Source organism: Streptomyces mobaraensis (assembly GCF_020099395.1).
Lineage (GTDB): Bacteria > Actinomycetota > Actinomycetes > Streptomycetales > Streptomycetaceae > Streptomyces.
In genome coordinates, this window is record NZ_CP083590.1 from 464,552 (window position 1) to 488,440 (window position 23,889).

At 74.5% G+C, this 23,889-nt stretch carries 19 protein-coding genes and 1 pseudogene; 10 read left to right on the forward strand and 10 right to left on the reverse strand.

Going from position 1 to position 23,889, the window contains the following annotated elements; all coding sequences use genetic code 11:
* Positions 1-148 precede the first annotated feature (148 nt).
* The gene (locus K7I03_RS01740) at positions 149-526 is read left to right on the forward strand and encodes a hypothetical protein (protein WP_224346813.1); all 378 of its coding nucleotides are present in this window, start codon (positions 149-151) and stop codon (positions 524-526) included.
* 64 nt (positions 527-590) lie between these two features.
* Here the strand turns inward: K7I03_RS01740 and K7I03_RS01745 are convergent, their stop codons facing one another.
* The 4 genes from K7I03_RS01745 to K7I03_RS01760 all read right to left on the reverse strand — a co-directional run bounded on the left by K7I03_RS01745 (position 591) and on the right by K7I03_RS01760 (position 6,477).
* Positions 591-2,756 (reverse strand): ATP-binding SpoIIE family protein phosphatase, encoded by a 2,166-nt coding sequence (locus K7I03_RS01745; RefSeq protein WP_185945549.1) that lies wholly within the window; start codon positions 2,754-2,756, stop codon positions 591-593.
* Positions 2,757-3,118: 362 nt separating this feature from the next.
* Complete coding sequence (locus K7I03_RS01750; RefSeq protein ID WP_185945550.1) at positions 3,119-3,562, reverse strand: large conductance mechanosensitive channel protein MscL; 444 nt, start codon at positions 3,560-3,562, stop codon at positions 3,119-3,121.
* A 135-nt stretch (positions 3,563-3,697) separates the two neighbouring features.
* On the reverse strand, positions 3,698-4,777 hold the full coding sequence (locus tag K7I03_RS01755) for a hypothetical protein (RefSeq protein WP_221903581.1): 1,080 nt from the start codon (positions 4,775-4,777) through the stop codon (positions 3,698-3,700).
* A gap of 176 nt (positions 4,778-4,953) precedes the next feature.
* The gene (locus K7I03_RS01760) at positions 4,954-6,477 is read right to left on the reverse strand and encodes an MFS transporter (protein ID WP_224346814.1); all 1,524 of its coding nucleotides are present in this window, start codon (positions 6,475-6,477) and stop codon (positions 4,954-4,956) included.
* Positions 6,478-6,588: 111 nt separating this feature from the next.
* On the opposite strand from K7I03_RS01760, the gene K7I03_RS01765 reads away from it, so the two are divergent.
* The gene (locus K7I03_RS01765) at positions 6,589-7,284 is read left to right on the forward strand and encodes a TetR/AcrR family transcriptional regulator C-terminal domain-containing protein (RefSeq protein ID WP_185945552.1); all 696 of its coding nucleotides are present in this window, start codon (positions 6,589-6,591) and stop codon (positions 7,282-7,284) included.
* A 92-nt stretch (positions 7,285-7,376) separates the two neighbouring features.
* Positions 7,377-8,666, forward strand: a complete 1,290-nt coding sequence (locus tag K7I03_RS01770; protein ID WP_221903583.1) for a mannosyltransferase family protein — start codon at positions 7,377-7,379, stop codon at positions 8,664-8,666.
* Between the two features lie 21 nt (positions 8,667-8,687).
* Here the strand turns inward: K7I03_RS01770 and K7I03_RS01775 are convergent, their stop codons facing one another.
* The gene (locus K7I03_RS01775; protein ID WP_224346815.1) at positions 8,688-9,590 is read right to left on the reverse strand and encodes a helix-turn-helix domain-containing protein; all 903 of its coding nucleotides are present in this window, start codon (positions 9,588-9,590) and stop codon (positions 8,688-8,690) included.
* A gap of 90 nt (positions 9,591-9,680) precedes the next feature.
* Positions 9,681-10,202 carry a hypothetical protein gene (locus tag K7I03_RS01780; RefSeq protein WP_185945554.1) on the reverse strand — a complete coding sequence of 174 codons (522 nt, stop codon included), beginning with the start codon at positions 10,200-10,202 and terminating at the stop codon, positions 9,681-9,683.
* A 267-nt stretch (positions 10,203-10,469) separates the two neighbouring features.
* Between K7I03_RS01780 and K7I03_RS01785 the strand changes: the two genes are divergently transcribed.
* On the forward strand, positions 10,470-11,522 hold the full coding sequence (locus K7I03_RS01785) for an NAD(P)-dependent alcohol dehydrogenase (protein ID WP_274390166.1): 1,053 nt from the start codon (positions 10,470-10,472) through the stop codon (positions 11,520-11,522).
* 89 nt (positions 11,523-11,611) lie between these two features.
* On the opposite strand, the gene K7I03_RS01790 is transcribed toward K7I03_RS01785, so the two are convergent.
* A complete protein-coding gene (locus K7I03_RS01790) occupies positions 11,612-12,685 on the reverse strand; it encodes a S1 family peptidase (protein ID WP_224346816.1) in 1,074 nt (357 codons plus the stop codon).
* Between the two features lie 534 nt (positions 12,686-13,219).
* On the opposite strand from K7I03_RS01790, the gene K7I03_RS01795 reads away from it, so the two are divergent.
* Entirely contained in the window at positions 13,220-14,602 is a 1,383-nt protein-coding gene (locus K7I03_RS01795; RefSeq protein WP_185945555.1) for an FtsW/RodA/SpoVE family cell cycle protein, read from the forward strand.
* Positions 14,603-14,696: 94 nt separating this feature from the next.
* Positions 14,697-15,485 carry a putative hydro-lyase gene (locus K7I03_RS01800; RefSeq protein WP_185945601.1) on the forward strand — a complete coding sequence of 263 codons (789 nt, stop codon included), beginning with the start codon at positions 14,697-14,699 and terminating at the stop codon, positions 15,483-15,485.
* Positions 15,486-15,637: 152 nt separating this feature from the next.
* On the opposite strand, the gene K7I03_RS01805 is transcribed toward K7I03_RS01800, so the two are convergent.
* From K7I03_RS01805 to K7I03_RS01815, 3 genes and pseudogenes are all read right to left on the reverse strand, one after another.
* Positions 15,638-16,681, reverse strand: coding sequence for a TIGR04222 domain-containing membrane protein (locus K7I03_RS01805; RefSeq protein WP_185945556.1), 1,044 nt, complete (start codon positions 16,679-16,681; stop codon positions 15,638-15,640).
* Positions 16,678-17,947: pseudogene (locus K7I03_RS01810) on the reverse strand (DUF692 domain-containing protein). The gene K7I03_RS01805 and the pseudogene K7I03_RS01810 overlap by 4 nt, the downstream one beginning before the upstream one ends.
* A 106-nt stretch (positions 17,948-18,053) precedes the next feature.
* Positions 18,054-19,067 (reverse strand): isopenicillin N synthase family dioxygenase, encoded by a 1,014-nt coding sequence (locus tag K7I03_RS01815; protein WP_185945557.1) that lies wholly within the window; start codon positions 19,065-19,067, stop codon positions 18,054-18,056.
* 754 nt (positions 19,068-19,821) lie between these two features.
* Between K7I03_RS01815 and K7I03_RS01820 the strand changes: the two genes are divergently transcribed.
* The 4 genes from K7I03_RS01820 to K7I03_RS01835 all read left to right on the forward strand — a co-directional run bounded on the left by K7I03_RS01820 (position 19,822) and on the right by K7I03_RS01835 (position 23,874).
* Complete coding sequence (locus tag K7I03_RS01820; protein WP_185945558.1) at positions 19,822-20,217, forward strand: rodlin; 396 nt, start codon at positions 19,822-19,824, stop codon at positions 20,215-20,217.
* Positions 20,218-20,488: 271 nt separating this feature from the next.
* Entirely contained in the window at positions 20,489-22,249 is a 1,761-nt protein-coding gene (locus tag K7I03_RS01825) for a carbohydrate binding domain-containing protein (protein WP_398856385.1), read from the forward strand.
* Positions 22,250-22,529: 280 nt separating this feature from the next.
* On the forward strand, positions 22,530-23,207 hold the full coding sequence (locus K7I03_RS01830) for a DedA family protein (protein ID WP_185945559.1): 678 nt from the start codon (positions 22,530-22,532) through the stop codon (positions 23,205-23,207).
* Between the two features lie 49 nt (positions 23,208-23,256).
* A complete protein-coding gene (locus tag K7I03_RS01835) occupies positions 23,257-23,874 on the forward strand; it encodes a phosphatase PAP2 family protein (protein ID WP_185945560.1) in 618 nt (205 codons plus the stop codon).
* Positions 23,875-23,889 lie beyond the last annotated feature (15 nt).

Genomic DNA, 23,889 nt, shown 5'->3' on the forward strand with positions numbered 1-23,889 from the left:
CGCGTCGAACGGAGTTCAGTCAGATGGCTGTTGACGCCCTGAAGCGAACTCTTTGAAGATGCAATGACCACGAGCGCCAAGCCGCGGACGGGAGTTGCGCGGCGGCGTCGTGAAAAACATGTCCGCGACCCCGAAACGGAGTGATCCCATGACCACGTTACGGAAGAAGCTGCTGACCGGTGGCGCCGCCGCACTCTCCGGCGCCGCGCTGTTGCTGGGCGCGGGGCTCGCCCAGCCGGCCGCCGCGGTCGACTTCCCGCACGCCGAAGTGGCGTATTTCGCCGCCGGGAGCGATCTGACCGGCAGACAGGCCCCGGTCGACATCACGGACACCACGTGCCACAACCTCGCCGAACCGGCGCGGTCCGCCGTGAACTTCACCACCGCGGACATCAAGGTGTACTACAACCGCGACTGCCGCACCGGGCTCCCCGACCGGCCGAACGACTGGTACTTCGGGCTCGGCACCCTGAGCTGGGCGAACTTCTCCTTCCCGGCTCTCAGTTACCAGGTCGTCCGGCACTGACCGGGCCGCGGGAGGGCGTACGGGAGACGCCGCCCGGCACCGCCTCCCGCGCGCCCTCCCCGCGTCAGGCCGCCGGTGACAGCGGCTGCTCCGCCCAGATCGTCTTGCCGGCGGCGGTGAACCGCGTCCCCCACCGCCGGCAGAGCTGGGCGACCAGCAGCAGCCCCCGGCCGCCCTCGTCGAAGGCCCGGGCCCGGCGCATCCGCGGCGACGTGCTGCTGGCGTCGGACACCTCGCAGATCAGCGCGCCGTCCCGGATCAGCCGGAGCCGGATGGGCGGCGCGGCGTGCCGGATGGCGTTGGTGACCAGCTCGCTGACGACGAGTTCCGTGGTGAAGGCGAGCTCCTCCAGCCCCCACGCGGCGAGTTGCCCGGCGACGCGCTTGCGGGCGTCGGCCACCGACGCGGGGTGGTCCGTCAGCTCCCAGGTGCTCACCCGGTCGGCCGCCAGCGCCCTGGTGCGGGCCAGCAGCAGGGCGACGTCGTCGGCGGGGCGCTCCGGGAGGAGGGCGGCGAGGACGTCGTCGCAGACCCGCTCCAGCTCCGCGGCGGGCCGGGCCAGGGTCCGCCGCAGCAGCCGGCCGCCGTCCCCGTCGGAGCCGGCACCGGAACCGGCGTCGCGGCCGGACGCGGAACCGGAGCCGCGTCCCTCCACCAGCCCGTCGGTGTACAGCGCGAGCAGGCTGCCCTCCGGCACCTCCACCTCCAGCGACTCGAACGGCAGCCCGCCGACGCCCAGCGCCGGCCCGGGAGGCAGCTCCAGGAAGCGGGCGGTGCCGTCGGGGGTCACCAGGACGGGCGGCGGGTGGTCGGCGCTCGCGGCGACGAGCCGGCGGGAGACCGGGTCGTACACCGCGTAGAGGCAGGACGCGTCCGTCTCCCCCGCCTCGTCGCCGGCGTCGCCGTCCCGCGCCTGGGCCGCCCGGTCCTGGGCCAGCTGGACGACGAGGTCGTCGAGGTGGGTGAGGAGTTCGTCGGGGGGCAGGTCGATGTCGGCCAGGGTGCGGACGGCCGCGCGCAGCCGGCCCATGGTGGCGGACGCCTGGAGCCCGTGCCCGACGACGTCGCCGACGACGAGCGCGACCCGGGCCCCGGAGAGCGGGATCACGTCGTACCAGTCGCCGCCGAGGCCGGCCTGCGCGGTGGCGGGCAGATAGCGGGAGGTGACCTCCACGGCCGCGTGCCCGGGCAGCCGCGCGGGCAGCAGGCTGCGCTGGAGGGTCAGGGCGACGGCGCGTTCGCGCGCGTACCGCCGGGCGTTCTCGACGCAGACGGCGGCGCGGGCGGTGATCTCCTCGGCGAGCAGCAGGTCGTGGTCGTCGAACGGCTCGGAGTCCGGGTGCCGGACGAACAGGGCCAGCCCGGAGACGGTGTCGTGCGCGGCGAGCGGTACGACGAGGAGGGAGCCGACGCCGCGGGCGCGCACGGCGGGCGGCAGCGTGGGCGAGTCCCCGGCCCAGGAGCGGACGGCCGGTTCGTCGCCGCGGTGGCGGGCGGGTTTGCCGGAGGCGAGGGCGAGGGCGGGCGGCGAGTGCGGCGGGCAGCGGTAGGTGCCGTCCGATGAGACGGGGGCGGCGGGGTCGGCCGAGTCCTCGGGGACGCTCCAGCGCCGGGCGGTGCGGCGCAGCTCGACGGGCTCGCCGGGACCGGGCCGCCCGGCCTCCCCGTCGGAGCCGATGCCGTCCGGGAGCAGGTCGACCGCGACGAAGTCGGCGAACCGGCCGACGGTGGACTCGGCGAGCTCCGCGGCGGTGCGGTCCATGTCCAGGGTGGTGCCGATCCGGGCGCCGGCGTCGTTGACGAGGGCGAGCCGCTGCCGCGCGCGGTACTCGGCGGTGACGTCCAGGGCGGCGAGGGAGAGCCCTCGGGTGCGGCCGTCGGCGTCCTTGATCGGGGTGAAGAAGCTGGCCCAGGCGCGTTCGCGGCCGTCGCCGGGGGACACGAAGTAGTTGTCGGCGCGGACGGCCCGGCCGGTGCGGAGGACCTCGTCGCCGATGCGGGCGAACTCCTCGAAAGGTGGTCCGGGGAGCAGCTCGTCGAGGCGGCGGCCGGTGAGGCCGTCACGGCTCAGGCCGCTCAGCCGGACCATCTCGTCGTTGGCGGTCACCAGCCGGTTGTCCCGGTCGTAGACGGCGATCCCGATGGGGAACTGGGCCAGCGCCCACCGCCCCAGGTCGGCCGCGTCCTCCGGCGGCGGGCCGGGAGCGTCCGGTGCGGCGTTCGTGTCCATACGGATTCATCCCGTTGCTCGGTGCGGTTCGGCGGTTCTCGCGATCCGCACGAATCGAGGCCGGACTGATTGTTCCCGCGGGCCGTGGCGGTTAAGCGTCCGCGGGCGGCGACCGCCGGTTTCCGGGAATTCCGCTCGGCCGATCGGCGGGGGCACGCCCCCGGTACCGCGGCCCCGAACAGGGCCGGTGAGCGACGGCGAGTCGGCCCTTCCGACGGAAATCCCCGCCCGGCGGAAAGCGGGGACTTCCGCACGGAATTCCCGCGTCCGTCGCCCGGAAATGGCGGGTCCGCCATTTCCGGGCGGCCGGGGGAATGCCCGAACACCGCGGGCCGCCCTCTTCCCGCGACATCCGGGCGGCGTCAGGGGTGTGCCCGTCCGCCCGCCGCCGGAAGGTCGGCGCAGCAGTGGCGGCACCGGGTGGCGGCGGCCGGGAGGTCCTCGGAGAGGCAGGACGGGCAGATCCGCAGGGGGCCCGGCTCGTCGAAGACGACGACGCCGCGGCGGGCCTGGACGTGCCGGTACGGGAGGACGATGAAGAAGTAGACGACGGCCATGAAGATGAGGAAGTAAATGGCCGCGGAGATGAAGGCGCCGAGGTCGAGGTAGGTGGCCTTGTTCCCGGCCCGGCCGAGCTGCCAGCCGAGGCCGAGCGAGCGGCCGCCCTGCAGGCTGGCGATGATCGGGTTGATCACGAAGTCGGTGAACGCCTTGATGAGGGTGCTCAGCGCCAGCGCGATGATCAGGCCGACCGCGACGACGACGATGTCGCCGCGCATGACGAAGTTCTTGAATCCCTTGAGCATGACCGGTTCCCGAGGTTCGGACATTTCGGATGTGACGCTCCGAACGCTACCTTTTGCCCGCTCTTTTTCCCGCCGAAAACCGGCGGAGCCGCCCGGGATGTCCCCGGGCGGCTCCTCGACTGCCGTCTCCGCGCGCTACTTGCCGGCGCGAATGGTGAAGGGCAGCCGCTTGTTCGCGAACGACTGGTCGCCGTTGCTCACCGAGAACCCGCTGTCCGCCGTGACCACGTCCTTGGGCGCGGACCCGGCGACGGCCAGCCGCAGCCGGTAGACGGCCTTGGCGCCGGGGGCGAGGGCGGTCCGGTTCGGGAGCAGCGCGGCGCCCATGCCCGGGTCGCAGCCGCCGGCCGTCAGGGCGACCTTCTCCCAGCCGCGGCCCGGCCGGTACTGCTGGAGGACCAGGTCCTTCGGGGTCAGCGCGTGCCGCTTGCCGGCGCCGTAGGCGAAGTAGTTGACGTTCAGCGCCGGGTAGGCACGGTTGGTGGTGTTGCGCACGGTGATGGTGAACGGCTGCGCCGCGCCGCCGCGCGTCAGCTTCGCGGTGCCGTTCGCCCAGCCGGTGACGGAGACCTGCGGCCGGGTGGCGGTCACGGTGCGGACCGGCGCCCGGTAGGTGTGGCCCCGGCCGTCGGCGACGGACGCGTTGACGGTGAGGGTGCCGGGGCTGTCGAGGTCCTGGAACCGCAGCGCCACGGCGTACGGGTGCTGGGCGCTCGCCTTGGGGGCGGAGACCGGGAAGGTGAACGTGCCGCGGTGCGGCCAGCTGCCGCCGCCGGAGCGGCTGTCGAGGTCCACCCAGGCGTGCTTGGCGGGCTCGTAGCGCTGGACCGTCACCGAGTCGGTGCTGAACCCGCGGCTGCTGACGTCGAGGCGGGCGGTGCCCTTGGCGACGGGGGTGCGCAGGGTCAGCCCGGCCTTGGACCACAGGCCGATGGGGGCCTGGGCGGAGGCGACGGAGTAGGAGAGCGCGCCGCTGCCGGCCACGGTGGGCGGCACCTCCGGCGCCTGGGCCTGGTCGGCGGCGGGCGCCGCCGGCGCGGCGGACGCGCGGAAACCGCCGCAGTCGGGTTTCGCGGACGCGGTCCGTACCGCCGGGGCTGCCTCGGCCGGCCACGCGGCGCCCGCGGCCACGACCCCGGCCGCCAGCACCACCGCCGCCTTCCCGGCCGCCTTCCGCACGCCCGACGACCGCCGCTGTGCGACTCTCTCTGTCATCAACTGTCCCCGCATTCGGGTTGTGTCCACCTCTGCACGATTCCGGTTGGGGAGAGGGCGTACCCCCGCCGGGGGTTCCCTCCGCCGCGTCCGGACCCACTCGTTCTCTCCCGCGGCCCCGAGAAGGGGTGAACGCGTGTGGTTCCGGCTTCCGTTCGGGGAACACTAGCGGGCCGTCAGGACCGGCGCACCAGCGCCCCGGCCGCTCGGCCCCCGATGTCACCCCGAGGCCGCCGCATCACCACCACGACGACCACCGCGACCCCGGCCAGCACGCCCGCCGAAACCAGCGCGGCGAGGTGCAGCCCGGCCACGAAGGCCTGGTTGACGGTCCGTCCGATCCCGTCCCCGGCACCACCGGCCCGCCCGAGCCCCCGTCCGCCGCCGGCCGTGACCGCGTGGGCCAGCGCGGCCGCGTCGGTCCCGCCGCCCGGAGGCAGCCGGTCGCGCAGCACGGCCTCGAAACGGGCCGTCAGCACCGCGCCCATGACGGCCACTCCGGCCACACCGCCCACCTCGCGGGCCATGCTCGCCGTGGCCGAGGCCATACCGGCCCGCTCGGGCGGGACCGCGCCCAGCACGGCGACGGAGACGGGGGTGAAGACGAGGCCGAGGCCGACGCCGAGGACGCCCAGGAGCCAGCCGAAGTCCGCGACGCGGGCGTCGGGCCCGTACCGGGCGAACGCGGCGAGGGACGCCGCGACGAGAAGCAGACCGGCGGCGAGCGGCGGGCGCGGCCCGTACCGGGCGCACAGCCGCCCGGCCGCGACCGAGGCGACGGCGGTGGCCAGGGTGCAGGGCGCCATGGCCCAGCCCGCCTCGGTGGGCGACAGGCCCAGGACGTACTGGAGGTGGAGGCTGAGGAAGGTCCCGAGGCCGAAGAACCCGAAGCTGACGGCGAACCCGGCCCAGGCGGCCGTGCCGGCGGTCCTGTCGGCCAGCAGGCGCAGGTCCGCCATCGGCGCCGCGACCCGCCGTTCGACGGCCACGAACGCGGCCAGTCCGAGCAGCGCCACGGCACCGGCCCCGGCCACCCGTCCGTCGTCCCAGCCCCGGACGGGCCCTTCCACCAGCGCGTACACCAGGGCGCCGAGCCCGAGCGCGACGGTCGCCTGACCGGCCGGGTCGGCCCGGCGCGCGGTCCGCGGGACGTCCGGCAGCACCCGGGCGGCGAGCACCAGGCCGACGACGCCGACCGGCACGTTGACCCAGAAGACGCTCGCCCAGCCGAAGTGGTCGACCAGCGGCCCTCCGACGACGGGCCCGAGGGCCAGCCCCGAGCCGGAGACCCCGCTCCAGACGCCGATCGCCCGGGCGCGTTCGTTGTCCCCGGTGAAAACGTGCCGCACGATGGCGAGTGATCCCGGGGTCAGCAGGGCCGCCCCGCACCCCTGCACCGCCCGCCCCGCGACCAGGACGCCGAGGCTCCCGGCGAGCGCGCAGAGCGCGGAGCCCGCGGTGAACAGGGCGAGCCCCGCGAGGTAGACCGGCCGCCTCCCCCACCGGTCGCCCAGCGCCCCGCCGCCGAGCAGCAGGGCGGCGTAGACCAGGGCGTACCCCTCCACCACCCACTGGAGTCCGGCCGTCCCGCTCCGCAGCTCCGCGCCGATGGCAGGCAGGGCCGTGGTCACGACGAGGTTGTCCAGCATGGCCATGAAGAGGCCGGAGCAGAGGGTCAGCAGCACGAGTCCCGCACGCACCGGAGGTTTCTTGCCCACATCCATCCCCTAACAACGTTAGATGTTCCCTAACATCGTTAGCCTGGGCCTAACGATGTTAGATTGCAAGCCGTCGAGTGGAAGGCGGGGAGCATGGCAGGGCGCCGGACGGCCGGAAACGCCTCTCTGACCAGGGAGGACCTGGCCGATGCCGCACTGCGGCTGCTGGAGCGGGAGGGCCCCAAGGGCCTGACGATGCGGAAGGTGGCCGCCGAGGTGGGCGTTCAGGCGGCCTCCCTCTACTGGCACGTCCAGAACAAGGAAGAACTCCTCGACCTCGCCGCCGACGCCCTCTGGGAGGGCTACGTCCCGCTCCCGCCCGGCCTCGTCGCCTCCCCCGACGACTGGCGCCGCTGTCTCGCCACCGCCACGCGGCGGCTGCGGGCGCACCTGCTGGCGCACGCGGGTGCCGTGCGGGTGCTCGCCGGGCGCTTCGCCCCCGGGGCGCGGGCTCTCGGGCCGCTGGAGGAGACGTTCGGGATGCTGCGCCGGCTCGGCTTCGGGCCGGCGGAGACGGCGCTCGGCGCGTACACCGTCGTGATCTGGGTGCAGGGGTTCGTGCTGCACGAGGCCGTGCCCATGTCGGCCGCCGAGGAGCGCGGGGCGACGCCCGCCGAGGCCGTCGAGGAGGCGCGGGAGCGGCTGGCCGCGCTGCCCGCCGAGCGGTATCCGCACCTGGTCGCGCTGGCCGGGGAGCTCACCGGTCCCGACATGGACAGCCGTTTCGAGTTCGGGCTGGCCCTGCTGCTGGACGGGCTGGGGGCGCTGCGGGAGGCCGGGGCGGGGTAGCCGGCCGGGGCGCGGCTTGGGAGGGGTGTGGCGTCTGTGATGTGCTGTGGCGTTCCCTACGCTCGATACCGCTCGCCAGGAGGCGCCCCAGCATGGCCCGGATACCGATACCCAAGGCACCGCCCGGGAGGCGGTGCCCAGTGGAGGAGGCGGCGGAGCGGCCGCCCGGGGAGCGCGGTCCGGGCCGCCGCCCCGGCCCGCCGGCCGCCGCGGTCCGGTTCCTGCGGCTCGACCGGCTGGACGCCGCGGACCGGGCCGTGCTCGGGTTCTACGCGCTCACCAGGATCGCCGTCCTGATCACCGGCTACTGCGGCGCCTGGCTGTTCCCCTCGGACCCCGAGGCCCGGCGGGCTCCGTCGTTCCTGTCGCTGTGGGCGCGCTGGGACTGGGACTTCTTCCGGCGGATCGCCGAACACGGCTACTTCGCCGAGCCCGGTGCCCCCGGCTCGGCCCATCCGGACAACCGGGAGGCGTTCTTCCCCGGCCTGCCGATGATCCTGCGGGCCGTGCACACGGTGGTGCCGAGCTGGCCGCTGGCCGGCCTGCTGGTCTCCTTCGCGGCCGGCGCGGTGGCCGCCGTGGCGCTCTCCCGGATCGCGCGGCTGCGCCTCCCGGCGGAGGCCGGGGAACGGGCGGGGCCGCGCGCCGCGCTGTTCCTGCTGGTGTCGCCGTGCGCGGTGTTCCTGGCCGCCGGCTACACGGAGGCCCTGTTCCTGGCCTTCGCCCTGCCGGCCTGGCTGGCCGCCGAGCGGAACCGCTGGGCGCTCGCCGCCGCCCTGGGCGCCCTGGCCACGACCGTCCGCATCAGCGGCCTCTTCCTGGCGGCGGCCCTCGTCGTCCGGTTCCTGGTCGCCGCGCGGGAGTCCGGACGTGAGCACCGCCGGTGGCGCCCGGCCCCCTGGCTCGCGCTCCCCGCCCTGCCGGCCCTGGCCTACGGCTGGTACCTCCAGGCGCACACGGGCGACTGGATGGCCTGGAAGCACGCGCAGGAGCGCGGCTGGTACCGGCAGTTCCACACGCCGTGGGAGGCGTGGTGGCACACCTGGGACGGCGCCTTCTCGCACACCAATCCCACCGCCTACGCCGCGATGTTCCAGGCGGAGCTGCTCGCCATGGCGGTCGGGGTGCTGCTGCTGGCCCTGCTGGTGCGGCGGCGGCAGTGGCCGGAGGCGGTGTACATCGGGCTGAGCCTGTGGGCGCTGGGCACCTCGTACTGGTACATGTCGGTCCCCCGGGCCACCCTGCTGTGGTGGCCGCTCTGGGTCGCGCTGGCCGTGGCGAGCGTGCGCCGGCCGTGGATCCGCGCCGCCTACCTGACGGTGGCGGCCCCCCTGGCGACCGTGCTCACCCTGGTCTTCACGTCGGGCAAGTGGGCCGGCTGACCGGGTGGGCCGGCTGACCGGTCAGCGTTCGCCGGACACGGCGTCGCGCCCCTCGGCGGGCGCCGCCGTGCCGCCGCCACCGGCCGCCTCCAGGGTCCAGCTGGCCAGCAGCCGCAGCGACTCGGCGGACGCCGAGCCCGGCTCCGCGTGGTACGTCACCACCCGCTGGTCCTGGTCCACGGGCAGCACCAGCGTCTCGCAGGCGAGGGTCAGCGGGCCGACGACGGGGTGGCGCAGCTCCTTGATCCCGAAGCACTTGTCGCGGACGTCGTGCGCGGCCCACAGCTTCCGGAACTCCGGGCTCTTCATGGACAGTTCGCCGATCAGCGAGGCGAGGGCGGGGTCGTCGGGGTAGCAGCCGGCGTGCGAGCGGAGCAGCGCGACGATGTCGGACGCCTTGCCCTCCCAGTCCGCGTAGAGCTCCCGGACCGCCGGGTCGAGGAAGACCATCCAGGCCATGTTGCGCCGCTGCGGCGGCAGCGCGCCGAAGTCGCCCAGCAGCGCGGTGTTCATCCGGTTCCAGGCGAGGACGTCCAGCCGCCGGCCCAGCACGTGCGCCGGCACGTTCTCCATGGAGTCCAGCAGGTGCCGCACGGCGGGCCGGACGCGCTGCGGCCGGTCGGCGGGGCGCCGCGGCCGGTTCTCCGGGCGGGCGAGCTTGTGCAGGTGGTGCCGTTCGGCCGTGTCCAGCCGGAGCGCGTCGGCGATGGCGTCCAGCACCGACGTCGACACGTTCTGCCCCCGCCCCTGTTCGAGCCGGGTGTAGTAGGCGACGCTGACCCCCGCGACCTGGGCCAGCTCCTCGCGCCGCAGCCCCGGCACCCGCCGCCGCCCGCCGAAGGGCGTCAGCCCCACGTCCTCCGGCCGCAGCCGGGCACGGCGGGAGCGGAGGAACTCGCTGAGCTCTGTCACTTTGGTTGTCACTCCCCCACCCTAGCCAGGGCCGGGACATTACCGGCAGTGACGCCCGCTCCCGCCCGGCACGGTGGCCGCCGGGGAGCGGGCGCCGGCCCGCTAACAGGGCAGAGAGATCTGGTACGAGCGCTCGCCCAGGTTGATGTCGTTCCCGTCGGCGGTCCAGTAGGGACCCTTCTGGCGGAACCTGAAGGCGACGGTGTACGTCCCGCAGGAGAAGGGGTTCTGGTTGGTGTCGTCCGACAGCTCACGCGCGACCTGCGTCCGGTGCGACCCGAACCAGTGCTCGGTGCCGTCCTTGGTGAACGAACCCTCGCCGGTCCAGTCGGCCGGGTGGTCGGGGCTGGCGCTGTACCAGGCGCCACCCCAGTAGTAGGTGTTGTTGCGGGTGCTCACCCGTACCGCGTCGTCGGAGTGGTCGGAGTAGCTTCCCACGTGCAGGCACACCTGCACATCGGTGTACGTGTAGCTGCCACCGCCGTAGAGGCTCTCGGTCGGGGCGCAGTAGTCGCCCGAGGGTACGGCCGCCGCGCGGGGCGCGGCCGGGGCGGGGGTGGTGAGCAGGCACCCCGAGAGTGCCACCGCCGACGCGAGGGCCGGTTTCCACAGCCTTCTGAGCATTGAGCGAACCATTTCGGTACCTCCGATGCCGCTGCGGCGCACCGGCACGCGCCGGCGCTGGGGAGTACCAGAGGAGCACGTACCGCAGAGGTACGACCCGCCCCGTGACCGGATCCCATCCCATCAAGTGAGGAGTCGATTACCTGTGCGCGCCGTCCCGAGGCGGGCGGCCCACGCCCCAGGGTGGCCCTGCCAGTGGTAGGCACCGCGAGCCTACGTTGAACGGGGTTCTGGCTGGGTGCCGCGCGGGCTCGCATGATCGAGGGCATGAACAGCATGACCGTCGCCGCGTACGCCGCACCGGCCCCGAAGGCCCCCCTCGTCAAGACCACCGTCACCCGCCGCGCCCTGGGGGCGCACGACATCCTCATCGAAATCAAGTACGCGGGCATCTGCCACTCCGACATCCACACCGTCCAGGGCGACTGGGGAGACCGCGTCTACCCGATCGTCCCCGGCCACGAGATCGCCGGCGTCGTCGCCGCGGTCGGCGCCGAGGTCACCCGGTACGCCGTCGGGGACCGGGTCGGCGTGGGCTGCTTCGTGGACTCCTGCCGCACCTGTGACAACTGCCGGGCCGGACTCCAGCAGTACTGCACGGGCGAGACCGGCATGATCGGCACCTACGCCGCCACCGGCCGGGACGGCGAGCAGACGCAGGGCGGCTACTCGACCCACGTCGTCGTGGACGAGGAGTACGTCCTCCGGATCCCCGACGCCATCCCGCTGGACACCGCCGCCCCGCTGCTCTGCGCGGGCGTGACGCTCTACTCCCCGCTCGCCCACTGGCAGGCGGGCCCGGGCAAGAAGGTCGCGATCGTCGGCCTGGGCGGCCTCGGCCACCTCGGGGTGCGGATCGCGGACGCGATGGGCGCCGAGGTCACCGTCCTCAGCCAGTCGCTGCGCAAGAAGGAGGACGGCCTGCGGCTGGGCGCGGACCACTACCGGGCCACCTCCGACCCGGCCACCTTCGAGGAGCTGGCCGGCACCTTCGACCTGATCGTCAACACCGTCTCGGCCGACCTGGACCTGGACGCCTACCTGGGCCTGCTGCGGCCGGGCGGCACCATGGTCCAGCTCGGCGGTCCGGAGAAGCCGCTGGCCGTCTCGCCGTTCGCCCTGATCACCCACCGCAAGTCGCTCGCCGGCTCGATGATCGGCGGCATCCCCGAGACGCAGGAGACGCTGGACTTCTGCGCCGAGCACGGCATCGCCGCCGAGGTCGAGGTGATCGACGCCGCGCGGGTCAACGAGGCCTACGAGCGGGTGCTGGCCGGTGACGTCCGCTTCCGGTTCGTCATCGACACGGCCACCATCTGACGGACACGGCCGCCATCTGACGGCCGACGCACCGCGAGGACGGCCCCGGGCGCCGGAAGGGCGCGCCCGGGGCCGTCCCGCGCCCGTCGTCAGGGCAGCTGGGCCCCGAGGGCGCTCAGCGCGTCGGTGACGGGCTGGAAGAACGTCTCGCCGCCGGACGAGCAGTCGCCGCTGCCCCCGGAGGTGAGGCCGACGGCGGACGAGTCGGCGAACAGGGCGCCGCCGCTGTCGCCCGGCTCGGCGCAGACGGTGGTGTCGATCATCCCGGTGACGGAGCCCTCCTGGTAGTTGACGGTGGCGTCGAGCCCGGTGACCTGGCCGCCGTACACCCCCGTGGTGCTGCCGCTGCGCCGCACCGACTGGCCCACGGCGGCCTCGGCGGCGCCGGTGATGGTCTGCTGTCCGCCGTCGTAGAGGTCGACGGCGCTGGGGTGGGCGATGTTCGCCGTGTATCTGACGAGGGCGTAGTCGTGGCCGGGGAAGACGGACGTCACCGTCCTGCCGATGGTGGCGCCGCCCTGCCGGTCGGACCAGGTGGACGAGATGTTGCCGCAGTGTCCGGCGGTCAGGAAGTGCGCCTGTCCGTTCTTGGTGACGTTGAAGCCGAGGGAGCAGCGGGCCCGCGGGGCCCAGATGGCGTCGCCGCCGGCGAGGGTCGGCCGGAAGGCGCCGGGCACCCGCCGGAGGGTCGCGGCGTCGCCGAGGGAGGCGACGACCTTGTCGAGCCGCGCGAGCCGCTCGCCGCGCACGGTGCTGTCGGCCTTGACGACGACCCGGTTGGTGCGCGGGTCGACCGCCCAGGCGGTGCCGGGGATCCGGGCCTGGGCGTCCAGGGTCTTCGTGGCCCCGGCGAGTCGTGCGGCCGAGCGGGTGACCGTGCGCGGTTCGGCGCCGGCCGCCCGTACCGCGGCGGCGGTCTTCGCGTCGACGACGTTGACGACCAGTTTCCGGGCCGAGGCGTCGTAGTAGGCGCCGGCGGTCCGGTCGCCGAGGTCGTGGGTGATCCGGTGGGCGAGGGCGCCGGCCTGGGTGTCCGTCAGCGGGGTGGGGTCCGGCGCGGGGGCCGCGCCCGCGCCCTGGGCGCCGAGGGCGGTCGCCGTCATGACGGCCGCGGCGGTCGCGGCCAGGGCGGCGTGGCGCGCGCGTGTGCGTCGTGTAGTCAACTCGACCTCCTGTGAGGGGGGTGTGCCCGCCGTGGTGCGGCGGGCCCGGAGGTAGGCGAAGGGCCGGAAGTGACGGTATGCCACCCGCCGAGAGGGTGGTCGTCGCGTCCATGCCAAACGTGAGGCGAGTATCGGACCGCTCCCGTCCGGCTACAAGGGACGGCGCCCGCCGACACCCCTGGGACGCACGGGAAACCGGTCACCCCGCGACGCCTCCCCCACCCCAGGGCGGCACCCTCCACACCGAGCCGCCGCCCGCCCTTCGCGGAGGTCACGGCCGCCGCCCGGCCGGCCGGCGGCCACCGGCACAGGCCACCGGCACGTACCCGGCCCCGCGCACAACGGCCGTAAATGGCCGCTCCTTCAACCACCCCTGACATGACAGACGCCGGGGTCCTCCACCACCGGTCCGGCAACCCTTCGGCCCTCGACGGCCTCTTCCCCGGAGGGCGCGGCACCGCCACGCCCCACGACGACGGTCACGACGGTCACACGGAAGCCGAGGGACGCATGGGCGCGACAGGCAGGAGGGCCATGAGGCAGGCGAGGCCGGAGGCGCCACCCGCGCGCCGGGCGGAACTGCTGCTGCTCGGCTTCGCGGTGCTGCTCACCCTGTTCGGCCACGCCTGCGTGGGACTGGCCACGGCGGACCGGCTGCCGGGCGACCTGGTCCCGTACGCGGCCGGGCTGGCGGCCGTCGCCGGGGCCGGGCACCTGATGGTCCGCCGGTTCGCGCCGTACGCCGATCCGCTGATCCTGCCCCTGGCGGTGGCGCTGAGCGGGCTGGGGCTGGTCCTGCTGCAACGCCTGGACGTCTCGTACGCCATCCGGTTCCACGCCTCCCCGACCGAGGGGAACCAGCGGCTGTGGAGCGTGATCGGCGTCGCCGTCTGCGTCGCCGTGCCCGCGCTGCTCAAGGACCACCGCCATCTGCGGCGGTACACGTACGTGATGGTGTTCGGCGCGCTGGTGCTGCTGATGGCGCCGGCGTTCTTCGGAGCGGACACCTACGGCGCCAAACGCTGGATCCGGCTGGGCGCGCTCTCGTTCCAGCCGGGCGAGTTCGTCAAGATCGGCATCGCCGTCTTCTTCGCCGGATATCTGACCCAGCACAAGGACGCCCTGGCCCTGACCGGCCGCCGCGTCCTGGGCTTCCCGCTGCCCCGGGGGCGGCAGTTCGGACCGATCGCCGCCGTGTGGCTGCTGAGCCTGCTGGTCCTCGTCTTCGAACGGGACCTGGGCACGTCGCTCATCTTCTTCGGCCTGTTCGTGATCATGCTGTACGCCGCCACCGAGCGCGGCGGCTGGGTGGTGTCGGGCCTGCTGATGTTCGCCGCGGGCGCCGCCGTGGTCGGCAGCCTCGAACCGCATGTGAAGGGCCGCGTCTCGGCCTGGCTGCACCCGATGGCCTACTGGGACACGCCCCGCCCGCCGGGCATCGTCTCCGACCAGTCCGCCCAGGCCCTCTTCAGCTTCGGCAGCGGCGGCGTCCTGGGCACCGGGCTCGGCAGCGGCCACTCCGACCTCATCGGCTTCGCCGGCCGCAGCGACTTCATCCTCACCACCGTCGGCGAGGAGCTGGGTCTCGCCGGCCTGATGGCCGTCCTGCTGCTCTACGCCCTCCTCGTCGAGCGCGGTTTCCGCACGGCCCTCGGCGCCCGCGACGCGTTCGGCACCCTGCTCGCCACCGGGCTGTCGGGGGCCCTCGCGCTCCAGGTGTTCGTGGTCGCCGGCGGGGTCACCGGCCTGATCCCGCTCACCGGCAAGGCGCTGCCGTTCCTCGCCTCCGGCGGCTCGTCCCAGGTCGCCACCTGGGTGCTCGTCGGCCTCCTCCTCAAGATCAGCCACGCGGCCCGCAGGCCGGACCCGGGGGCGGCCGCAGTGGACGAACAGGCGACGCAGATGATCCGCCGGTAGCCCCAACTCCCGCGCCTGTGCGCCCCCTTGCCTCGTTGTTCAACAATCCCTATCGTCGTCTGACACCACCGCCCCCCACACCGGCGAGGTGTCCATGCGCACGTCCCCGCACGCCACCACCCCCGCCGCGGCCCGGGCCGCGTTCCGCGCCGGCCGCGCCGAGCCCACCGCGGGCTGGGCGGACGGCCACACCCAGGCCAACCTGATCGCCGTCCCGGCCGACTGGGCGTACGACGTCCTCCTCTTCGCCCAGCGCAACCCGCGGCCCTGCCCGGTCCTCGACGTCACCGAGCCGGGCGGCGTCACCACCCCGCTCGCCCCGGGCGCCGACCTGCGGACCGACCTGCCCAGGTACCGCGTCTGGCGCGACGGCCGGCCGGTGGCCGAACCCACCGACGCCACCGACGTCTGGCGGGACGACCTCGTCGCGTTCCTCATCGGGTGCAGCTTCACCTTCGAGGGCGCCCTGCGCGCGGCGGGCGTGCCGCTGCGCCACGTCGAGCAGGGCCGCAACGTCGCCATGTACGTGACGAACCGTCAGTGCCGCCCGGCCGGCCGGCTCCGCGGGCCGCTCGTGGTGTCCATGCGCCCGGTCCCCGCCGGCCTGGTCGCGACCGCGCACCGGCTGACCGCGCTGATGCCCGCCGTGCACGGCGCGCCCGTGCACGCGGGCGACCCGGCGGAGCTGGGCATCGCCGACCTCGCGCGGCCGGACTTCGGCGACCCCTGCGCCGCCCACGAGGGAGACGTGCCCGTCTTCTGGGCCTGCGGCGTCACACCGCAGGCCGCCCTGGCGGCCTCCGCGCCGCCGTTCGCGATCACCCACGCGCCCGGGCACATGCTGGTCACGGACGTCCGCGACGAGGAGTACCGGGTGCTGTGATCCCGTCCCCGGCCCGGGCCGACGCCCGGAAGGCCGCGGCCTCGGGGCCGGGGCCGCCCGGCGGCCGCTCCCACCCGGCGTGCCCGGCCCGGCACGTGGCCGGCCCCCGGCCAGGCCGAGCGGCTCGGCGCCGGCGGCCGTGACCCGGCGCGTCACGAGCAGCTACTGCTGCTGCAACTCGACGACGAGCAGCTGCTCGACGAACAGCTCGACCCGGACGAGGAGTCGGAGGACGAACAGCCGGAACCGGACGAGCACAGCAGTCCGCCGGTGTGCCCGGCCGAGCCGCCGGAGTCCCGCGAGGTGCCGCTGTCGCAGGAGGCGCCGACGACGAGCACCGCGCCGCAGGACCACGACGAGGACGACGAGGACGACGAGGACGACCCAGACGACGGGGAAGTGGCCGTGCCGGAGCCCGAGGAGCCCCCGCGCCCCCGGCCGTTCCACCACCGCCGGGAGGGCACCGGTTCCTGCTGGGCGGCCCGTTCGAACTCCCGGCGCAGCCCGCCGTCGGGCAGCGCGCCCGTCCCGCCGACGGCGACCACGCCCGCGGCGCCCTCCGGGTGGCGGGCCGGGTCGGGCTCGTTCCAGGGGGCCGTCCGGATCCGCTCCCGCGCCAGTCGGCGTCCCTCCCGGGTGAAGGGCATCAGCGTCTTCTGCGGCCGGCACCCGACCCGCGCGACGACGCCCAGCATCACCAGGATGAGGGCCGCCATCGAGGCGGGCTGGAACAGCGCCAGGGCGAGGACGCCGGTGACCGGCAGCCCGGGCAGCTGGATCCACATCGCCCGGCGCCACCAGCGCCGGACGTCCGGCCGCAGCAGCACGCCCCGTTCGACCAGCGACCGGTGCAGGTCCGCCACGGCCGGGTCCTCGCGCAGGGCGCGGCGGAGCTTCCGCAGCGAGCGGGCCCAGTCGTTGCCGCAGTGCCGCAGCAGCGCGCGTTCGAGGGCGTCGCGCGAGGCGGGGCTGACGACCGTGACCCGGCCGCCGTTCACGGTGACGCGCCCGTCCTGCCGCATCGCGGTGATCACGGTGTCCGCGACGCGGCCCGCGCCGCCGGTCAGGTAGGCGAGGTCGAGCCGGTCGAGTTCGATCCCGGGCGCGAGATCACCGTAACCGAGGTACCACAGGCGCAGTATCCAGACGGAGGGGGCGACGACGGTCAGCACCGCCACCAGGAGCAGGAGGATCATCGGTCGCCGCCTTTCGTACGCCGGGTGGACAGGGCCGCGGTGAGGCGGCGCAGTGGCCCCGGCCGGGTGGTCTCCTCCGCCGCGGCCGACCACTCCGCCAGCCGCCGGGCCGGCTCGCCTGCGACCGCCGTGGTGCGCAGCAGGTGGCGGGCGAAGTCCCGGGCGTCGCGCCGGTAGCCGTGCGCCTGGGGCCGGCCCGTGGCGTAGGCGAGGAACAGCGGCCGGTACCGGTCGCCGAGGACGCCAGCGAGTTCCGGGGCCACCTTGGCGACGACGCGCAGGCGCTTGGTCAGCAGCACGTCGCGCTGGAGTGCCAGCCGGGCCGGGTCGAAGCCGGGTGGCGGCGGGGTGTCCTCGACGAGGGCGGAGAGCAGGTCGTGCTGGGCGCGGGCGAGCCGCCGGCGGGCGGCGTCGAGGTCATCGGACACGGCTGCCCGTCCGGGCGGTCGCGGCGCGGACGGCGGCGAGTTCGGCCGCCAGGCCGTCCGCCGAGGGGAAGTCGTCGTCCCGTTCCAGCAGGACGCCGGGCGGGGTGACGCGGGAGCACAGGTCGGCGAGGACGTCGAGGACGGGCGGGCCGACGGGGTGGGCGTGGGTGTCGTGCCACACGCCGTCGCGTTCGTGGCCGCCGGCCACGTGGACGTAGGCGATGGCCTCCACCGGCAGCTCGTCGAGCGCGCGGGACGGGTCCTCGCCGCGGTTGACGTGGTTGGTGTGCAGGTTGGCGACGTCGACGAGCAGCCGTACGCCGGTCCGTGCGACGAGTTCGGCGAGGAACTCGCCTTCGGTGAAGTCCTCGTCGGGCCAGGCCAGGTAGCCGGCGATGTTCTCCAGGGCGAGCGGTACCGGCAGGGCCTCCTGGGCCAGCCGGACGTTGGCGCAGAGGACGTCGAGGGCGTCGCGGGTGCGCGGGACGGGCAGCAGGTGCCCGGCCTCCAGGCGGTGGGACGGCAGCAGCCCGCCGCCGGACCGCACGAAGGCGATGTGCTCGCTCACCAGCGGAGAGCCGAGGGCCTCCGCGAGGTCGGCGAGGGCGGCGAGCCGGGCGAGGTCGGGCCGCTCGGCGCCGCCCAGTCCGAGCGAGACGCCGTGCGGCACGACCGGCAGGCCGCGGGCGCGCAGCCGGCGCAGCGGCTCGGGCAGGTGGCCGGGGCACAGGTTCTCGGCCACCACCTCGACCCAGTCGACGCCGGGCAGCGCCGCGATGTCGTCCGCGATCTCCGGCCGCCAGCCGATCCCCGTCCCCAGCGTCCCCGAAACATTCATGATCCCCACCCCCATGGCCCCGGGGCCTCAGGGACCCCGGGTGATTCCGCCCGCTCACCTTATAAATCGCCGGGGGAAACGGGAGGGGGCCATGGAGTGATCCAGGTCACCCCACGGGCGCGGGGGCCAGCAGGTCGGGGTGGTGGCGCCGGGCCACGCCCGGGTGGGCCCGCAGCCAGCCCTTGATCTCGTTGCGGCCGTACTCGGCGAACAGCGGGTTCGCCGCGTCCTGGGTGACGCCGGGGGCGCGGTGCGCGTGCGGGAAGGGGACGGGCTCGATGCGGGCGTCCAGCCGCGGGTTGTAGAAGAACGGCACGGAGTAGCGCTCACGGGCGCCAGGCGGGCTGACGACGCGGTGGTTGGTGGCCTTGAGGTAGCCGTTGGTGGCCACTTCCAGGAGCTCGCCGAGGTTGACGACGAAGGCGCCGGGCAGCGGGGGGACGTCGAGGAACTCCCCGTCGGGGCCCTCCACTTGGAGCCCGCCGACCTCGTCCTGGAGGAGCAGGGTGAGGAAGCCGTAGTCCTTGTGCGCGCCGACGCCCTGCCCGGAGCCGTCGGGGGCGCTGCCGGGGTAGCGGACGAGCTTGAGGTGCAGGTGGGGGCGGTCGGCGAAGGCGTCGTCGTAGAAGTCGGCCGGGGCGCCGATGGAGGCGAGGAGCTCGTGCAGCAGCCGCTCGGCCACGGCGCTGAGGCGGTCGATCCAGTGCAGGGCGACGGTGCGCAGTTCGGGGAGGGCGGCGGGCCACTGGTTGGGGCCGTCCAGCCACCAGTAGCCCGGTTCGTCGGCGGCGGGCGCGTGCGGGGCGCGCTCGGCACCGATGTCGAGCTGGTCCCGCCAGTCGCGGCTGCCGCCGGTGCGCTCGTCGCCGATGCGCGTGTAGCCGCGGAAGTGGGGGGAGTTGAGGTTGCTGATGGCGAGCCGGTCGGCTTCCGGCAGGGCGAAGAAGGCGCGCATGGTGCGCATCAGGGCGGCGGTCTCGTCGTCGGTGATGCCGTGGCCCGTCAGGTGGAAGAAGCCGACGTCCCGGGCGGCGGCGTGCAGCGCCTCGTGGAGGCGGGCGCGGTCCTCGGGGGTGCCGGAGGCGGCGGAGAGGTCGATGACGGGGAGCTTGTCGTTCATGAGATGTCCACAGCGTGAGGGCCCGGGTACGCCCGTGGTCCCCGCGCGTCCCGCACCGCCGCCCGGATACGGGCAGGGCGGAGCGGGGCGCGCGGAGCCGGAACGGGCGGATGCCCGGTGCGAAGTGCGAGCGGTGCGAAAACGATGCGAGAGAACGCTGAGAGGCAGCGCGGAGAACGCGCGGGATCAGCGCGGAGAGCGCCCCGGCCCGGTCGGAAAGGACGGGCGGCAGGAGGCGCGGGTCAGCCGGAGAGGCGACAGGACATGCTCGTGACGCGCAGGAAGTCCACGTGGCGTCGCTTTACAAGCAGATTCACACGAAAGAGGGTATACGACCGCGGGATGGTTGGCGGTGTCCCCCTCGTCACACCCGTTGACCTGGGCGAAGGCGGTGCCGGGCGGGAGCCCGCCGAGGAGCCTTCGCCAGCCTGGACGAGGTGCGGCAGGCCCGCCCGGCGCGTCGCGTGGGGGCGCCGTCCGGGCGGGCCGACGGCCGGAAACCCCGCCGCGCACCGCACGCTACCAGCCGGACGCACAGCGTCCGGACAGTGTCACTCACAGGCGTCCCCCGGTGACCGTCCCCCACCGGCGACCGCCCCCGCGGGAGTGGCCGGAAGGCCGCGGCGGACCCGCGCACCGGCCCCGACGAGCGGCGATGGGGCGAATGAGTGAAATCCCGGAACTTCCCAAAACGGTCACAGTTACTCAGTTCGCTTCCCAGCGGGAAAAACCTCTTCGATCGAAAGGCATAGACGTGCTCAAGAAGGCAATCGCCACGGCCGCGGTGACGGCTTCCGCAATCGGCGCCATGGCCACTCCCGCGATGGCATGGGGCGGCGACGAGCAGGACGCCGTCAACGGGAACGGCGCCAAGACCGGCTACGGCAACACCCACACCGGCGGCAAGGAAAGCCCGCAGATGAGCCTGGTCCAGGGCTCGCTCAACAAGCTCTGCATCGGTCTCGGCCGGGCCAACATCCAGAACATCGTGGCCCTGCTCAACATCGGCCTCCAGGACATCCCGATCCTGTCGTCGGAGCAGGAGCAGCAGTGCACCGACAACTCGACGATCAACGACGGCGACGACCCGCTGTCGCACATCCTCGACGATCTGCCGATCCTGTCGGGCAACGGCTCCGCCAACGGCTGACGTAGGCCCCGCGGTTCCGGGGAATCCCCCCGGTTCCGGCATCCGTGCCGGAACCGGGGGGATTCTTTTTTTCCGCGCCCGCCCGGCGGAACGGCTTTCCACGCCCGCCGGCCCGGGCCGACGGTTTTCCCGGCCCGGACGGGGATTCCCCTCGGCGGCCCGGCGGGAATTCCGGGGGCCTGGCCCCTTGACGCAACTCTGGTCCAGTCCAACGATGTTCAGCGCGCAACCGCCCCCACCTCGTGCACACCTCAGCCACCGGGAGCATCCGTTGAGACGACGCCTGTCCGTCCGCGCCGTGGTGGCCTTACTGGCCACCGCATGGGCCGGCGCGGGACTCTCCCTCGGCGGCGCCGGCACGGCGACCGCCGCCACCCCCGCCACTGCCGCCGCCCCCTTACCCCCACGGGTATTCGCGCCCTACTTCGAGACCTACGGCTCCGACAGCCCGGCCGCGCTCGCCGAGAAGTCGGGCGCCCAACACCTCACCTTGGCCTTCCTCCAGACCGAGGCCAAGGGCTCCTGCACCCCCTACTGGAACGGCGACACCGGCAAACCGGTGGACACCTCCGTCCTCGGCTCCGACATCACGGCCATCCGCGCCCGGGGCGGGGACGTCATCCCGTCCTTCGGCGGGTACGCGGCCGACAACGGCGGCACCGAACTCTCCGACAGCTGCACCGACGTGAACCGGATAGCCGAGGCGTTCGAGAAGGTGATCACCACCTACGACGTCACCCGGCTCGACCTGGACATCGAGGACAACTCGCTGACCAACAGCGCCGGGATCGACCGCCGCAACAAGGCGATCAGGAAGGTCCAGGACTGGGCCGCCGCCAACGGGCGCACGGTGCGGATCGCGTACACCCTGCCGACCACCACCCACGGCCTGGCGGACAGCGGGCTCGCCGTCCTGCGCAACGCCGTCGACAACGGCGCCCGGGTGGACGTCGTCAACATCATGACGTTCGACTACTACGACGGCGCGCAGCACGACATGGCCGCCGACACCGTCACCGCCGCCGAGGGCCTGCACACCCAACTCGCCGGGCTCTACCCGGGGAAGAGCGACGCCCAGCGGTGGGCGATGGTCGGCGTCACCGAGATGCCGGGCATCGACGACTACGGGCCCGCCGAGACCTTCACCACCCAGGACGCGGCCAAGGTCTACGACTGGGCCGTCGGCAAGGGCATCAACACCCTCTCGTTCTGGGCCCTCCAGCGCGACAACGGCGGCTGCCCCGGTACCAAGGGCTCCGACACCTGCTCGGGGATCGTCCAGGACACCTGGTACTTCACCCACACCTTCGCGCCCTTCACCGGCGGCGGGACCACGGAGCAGGACTTCTCCCTGGCCGTCTCCCCGGACGCGGCCTCCGTCCCGCCGGGCGGCACCGCCACGGCGACCGTCGCCACCCGCGCGGTGTCCGGCCCGGCGCAGACCGTGCGGCTCTCGGCGAGCGGTCTGCCGAAGGGGGTGACGGCGGAGTTCAGCCCGTCGTCGGTGACCGCCGGCGAGTCGGCGCGGCTCACGTTCACCGTCGCCAAGGACGCGGCGCCCGGCGCATACCCGGTGACCGTGACCGGCACCGCCTCGTCGGGGAGCCACTCGGCGTCGGTCGCCCTGACCGTCACCGGCTCCGGCACGCCCGGCCGGGTGGTCAACGGCGACTTCGAGTCGGGCTCCACCGGGCCGTGGACGTGCGACGACGGGGCCTCCGTGGTCAAGAGCCCGGTGCACGGCGGCAGTTACGCGCTGCGGACCGCGCCGACGAGCGGCGGGACCGGCGAGTGCCGGCAGACCCTCACCCTCTCTCCCGCCACCTCGTACACGCTCACCGGCTGGGTGCGAGGGGACTACGCGTTCCTCGGCGTCTCGGGCGGGGCGAACGCGAGCCGCTGGGCGTCCGCCGGCGACTGGACCCGGCTGTCCGTGCCCTTCACGACCGACTCCACCGGCCGGGTGACGGTCTATGTGCACGGCTGGTTCGGGCAGGGGGCCGTCCTCGCGGACGACATCGCGCTCGGCTGACACGCCGTCCGGTACGCGGGGCCCGCCGGCCGTCCGGCGGGCCCCGCGCCGTTCCCCGGCGCGGCGCGGGTCACCCGGACGGGTCCGGGGGACGTCCGGACCGGTGGTGCGCGCCCCCGCGCGCGGACGCGGCCGGGCCCCGTATGGAGTCGGTCAAGGCGCCCGTCGGCCGCCCCGGATCGTCTACAGTCGCGTAGACCGTCCACCGCCGCGTAGACGTCCGGCCCGTACCGTCGAGACGGGCGGACCACCGCCCTCGACCGCCGGAGGCCGCTCAGCCGTGTCGTTCGCGCCCGCTCCGCCCGCCGCCCTCGCCGTCGACCTCCTCGACGCCTCCTCCCTGCTGTCGTCCTTCGGGGCGGTGGGGGTGGCCGTCGTCCTCTTCGCCGAGACCGGTCTGCTCGTCGGCTTCTTCCTGCCCGGCGACTCCCTGCTGTTCACCGCCGGCCTGCTGTGCCGGCCCGGGGCGCACACCGGGCCGCGCCTCGGCCTCGCCGAGGTGCTGGTGTGCGCGGCGGCCGGGGCGCTGGCCGGGGCCCAGTGCGGCTATCTGCTCGGGCGGCGCGGCGGCCGGACGCTGCTGGCCCGCTCACGCAACCGGCGGCTGCTCGACGGCGCCGCGCGCGCCGAGGAACTGCTCGGCCGGTACGGGCACGCCCGCGCGGTCGTCCTGGCCCGGTTCGTGCCCGTGGTGCGCACCGTGCTCAACCCGCTGGCCGGGGCGCTGGCCGTGCCGGGGCGCGTCTTCCTCGTCTGGCAGGTGGCCGGCGGGCTGGTGTGGACGGCCGGGCTGGTGCTGGCGGGGTACGCCCTGGGGTCCGTCGTCCCGGACGTCGACCGGTATCTGCTGCCGCTGGTCGCGGCGGTGGTGGTGCTCTCGCTGCTGCCGTTCGCCGTGGAACTGCTGCGCGCCCGCCGCCGGGCGGGGGCCGGTACGCGCGGTGACGGGCGCGGATAGCGGGTAGGGGCGGGCGGACGAGCACGGCGGCAGCCACGAGGGAGGGGACATGACGGTCACTCCGCTGGCCTTCGACGGATCGGGCCTGGACGGCGGCCTCTACACGGAGATCACCCGGGCGGCGCGGGACGCCCCCTGGCTGCTCAACGACACCGCGTCCGCCTGGTCGGCGCTCGGGCTCACGGCGTTCGCCGCGCTGATGACGGCGGCCTGGTGGCGGGCGCGCCGGGCGGACGCCCCGGTGATGGCGCGGGCGCTGGCCGTGCCGCTGATCGTGGCCCTGGCGTACGGCGTGAACATGGCGCTCAAGGAGCTGGTGCGGGAGGACCGGCCGTGCCGGTCGCTGCCCGGCCGGTTCACGCTGGAGGCGTGTCCCGCGCCGGGCGACTGGTCGTTCCCCAGCAACCACGCGGCCGTCGCCTTCGCCGCGGCGGCGGCGCTCTGGGTGGTGGACCGGGTGCTGGCGGCGGGTGCCGTCCCGGCCGCGCTGATGATGGCCGCCTCCCGGGTCTGGGTGGGCGCCCACTATCCGCACGACGTGGCGGCGGGCGCGCTGCTCGGCGTCGCCCTGGCCGCGCCGCTGACGGTGTCGGCCGCGCGGGGCGCGCCGTGGGTGGCGCGGGCGCGCAAGGGTCCGCTGCGCGCCCTGCTGTTGTCGTCCGTGTGACGGCCGGGTTCCGTG

Bases quoted from the DNA above. Each gene is read 5' to 3' on its own strand.
- K7I03_RS01740 (WP_224346813.1), top strand. From the start codon at position 149: ATGACCACGTTACGGAAGAAGCTGCTGACCGGTGGCGCCGCCGCACTC.
- K7I03_RS01835 (WP_185945560.1), top strand. From the start codon at position 23,257: ATGACGGTCACTCCGCTGGCCTTCGACGGATCGGGCCTGGACGGCGGC.
- K7I03_RS01770 (WP_221903583.1), top strand. From the start codon at position 7,377: ATGGCCCGGATACCGATACCCAAGGCACCGCCCGGGAGGCGGTGCCCA.
- K7I03_RS01800 (WP_185945601.1), top strand. From the start codon at position 14,697: ATGCGCACGTCCCCGCACGCCACCACCCCCGCCGCGGCCCGGGCCGCG.
- K7I03_RS01780 (WP_185945554.1), bottom strand. From the start codon at position 10,202: ATGCTCAGAAGGCTGTGGAAACCGGCCCTCGCGTCGGCGGTGGCACTC.
- K7I03_RS01750 (WP_185945550.1), bottom strand. From the start codon at position 3,562: ATGCTCAAGGGATTCAAGAACTTCGTCATGCGCGGCGACATCGTCGTC.
- K7I03_RS01815 (WP_185945557.1), bottom strand. From the start codon at position 19,067: ATGAACGACAAGCTCCCCGTCATCGACCTCTCCGCCGCCTCCGGCACC.
- K7I03_RS01745 (WP_185945549.1), bottom strand. From the start codon at position 2,756: ATGGACACGAACGCCGCACCGGACGCTCCCGGCCCGCCGCCGGAGGAC.
- K7I03_RS01795 (WP_185945555.1), top strand. From the start codon at position 13,220: ATGAGGCAGGCGAGGCCGGAGGCGCCACCCGCGCGCCGGGCGGAACTG.
- K7I03_RS01755 (WP_221903581.1), bottom strand. From the start codon at position 4,777: ATGACAGAGAGAGTCGCACAGCGGCGGTCGTCGGGCGTGCGGAAGGCG.
- K7I03_RS01765 (WP_185945552.1), top strand. From the start codon at position 6,589: ATGGCAGGGCGCCGGACGGCCGGAAACGCCTCTCTGACCAGGGAGGAC.
- K7I03_RS01805 (WP_185945556.1), bottom strand. From the start codon at position 16,681: ATGATCCTCCTGCTCCTGGTGGCGGTGCTGACCGTCGTCGCCCCCTCC.
- K7I03_RS01785 (WP_274390166.1), top strand. From the start codon at position 10,470: ATGAACAGCATGACCGTCGCCGCGTACGCCGCACCGGCCCCGAAGGCC.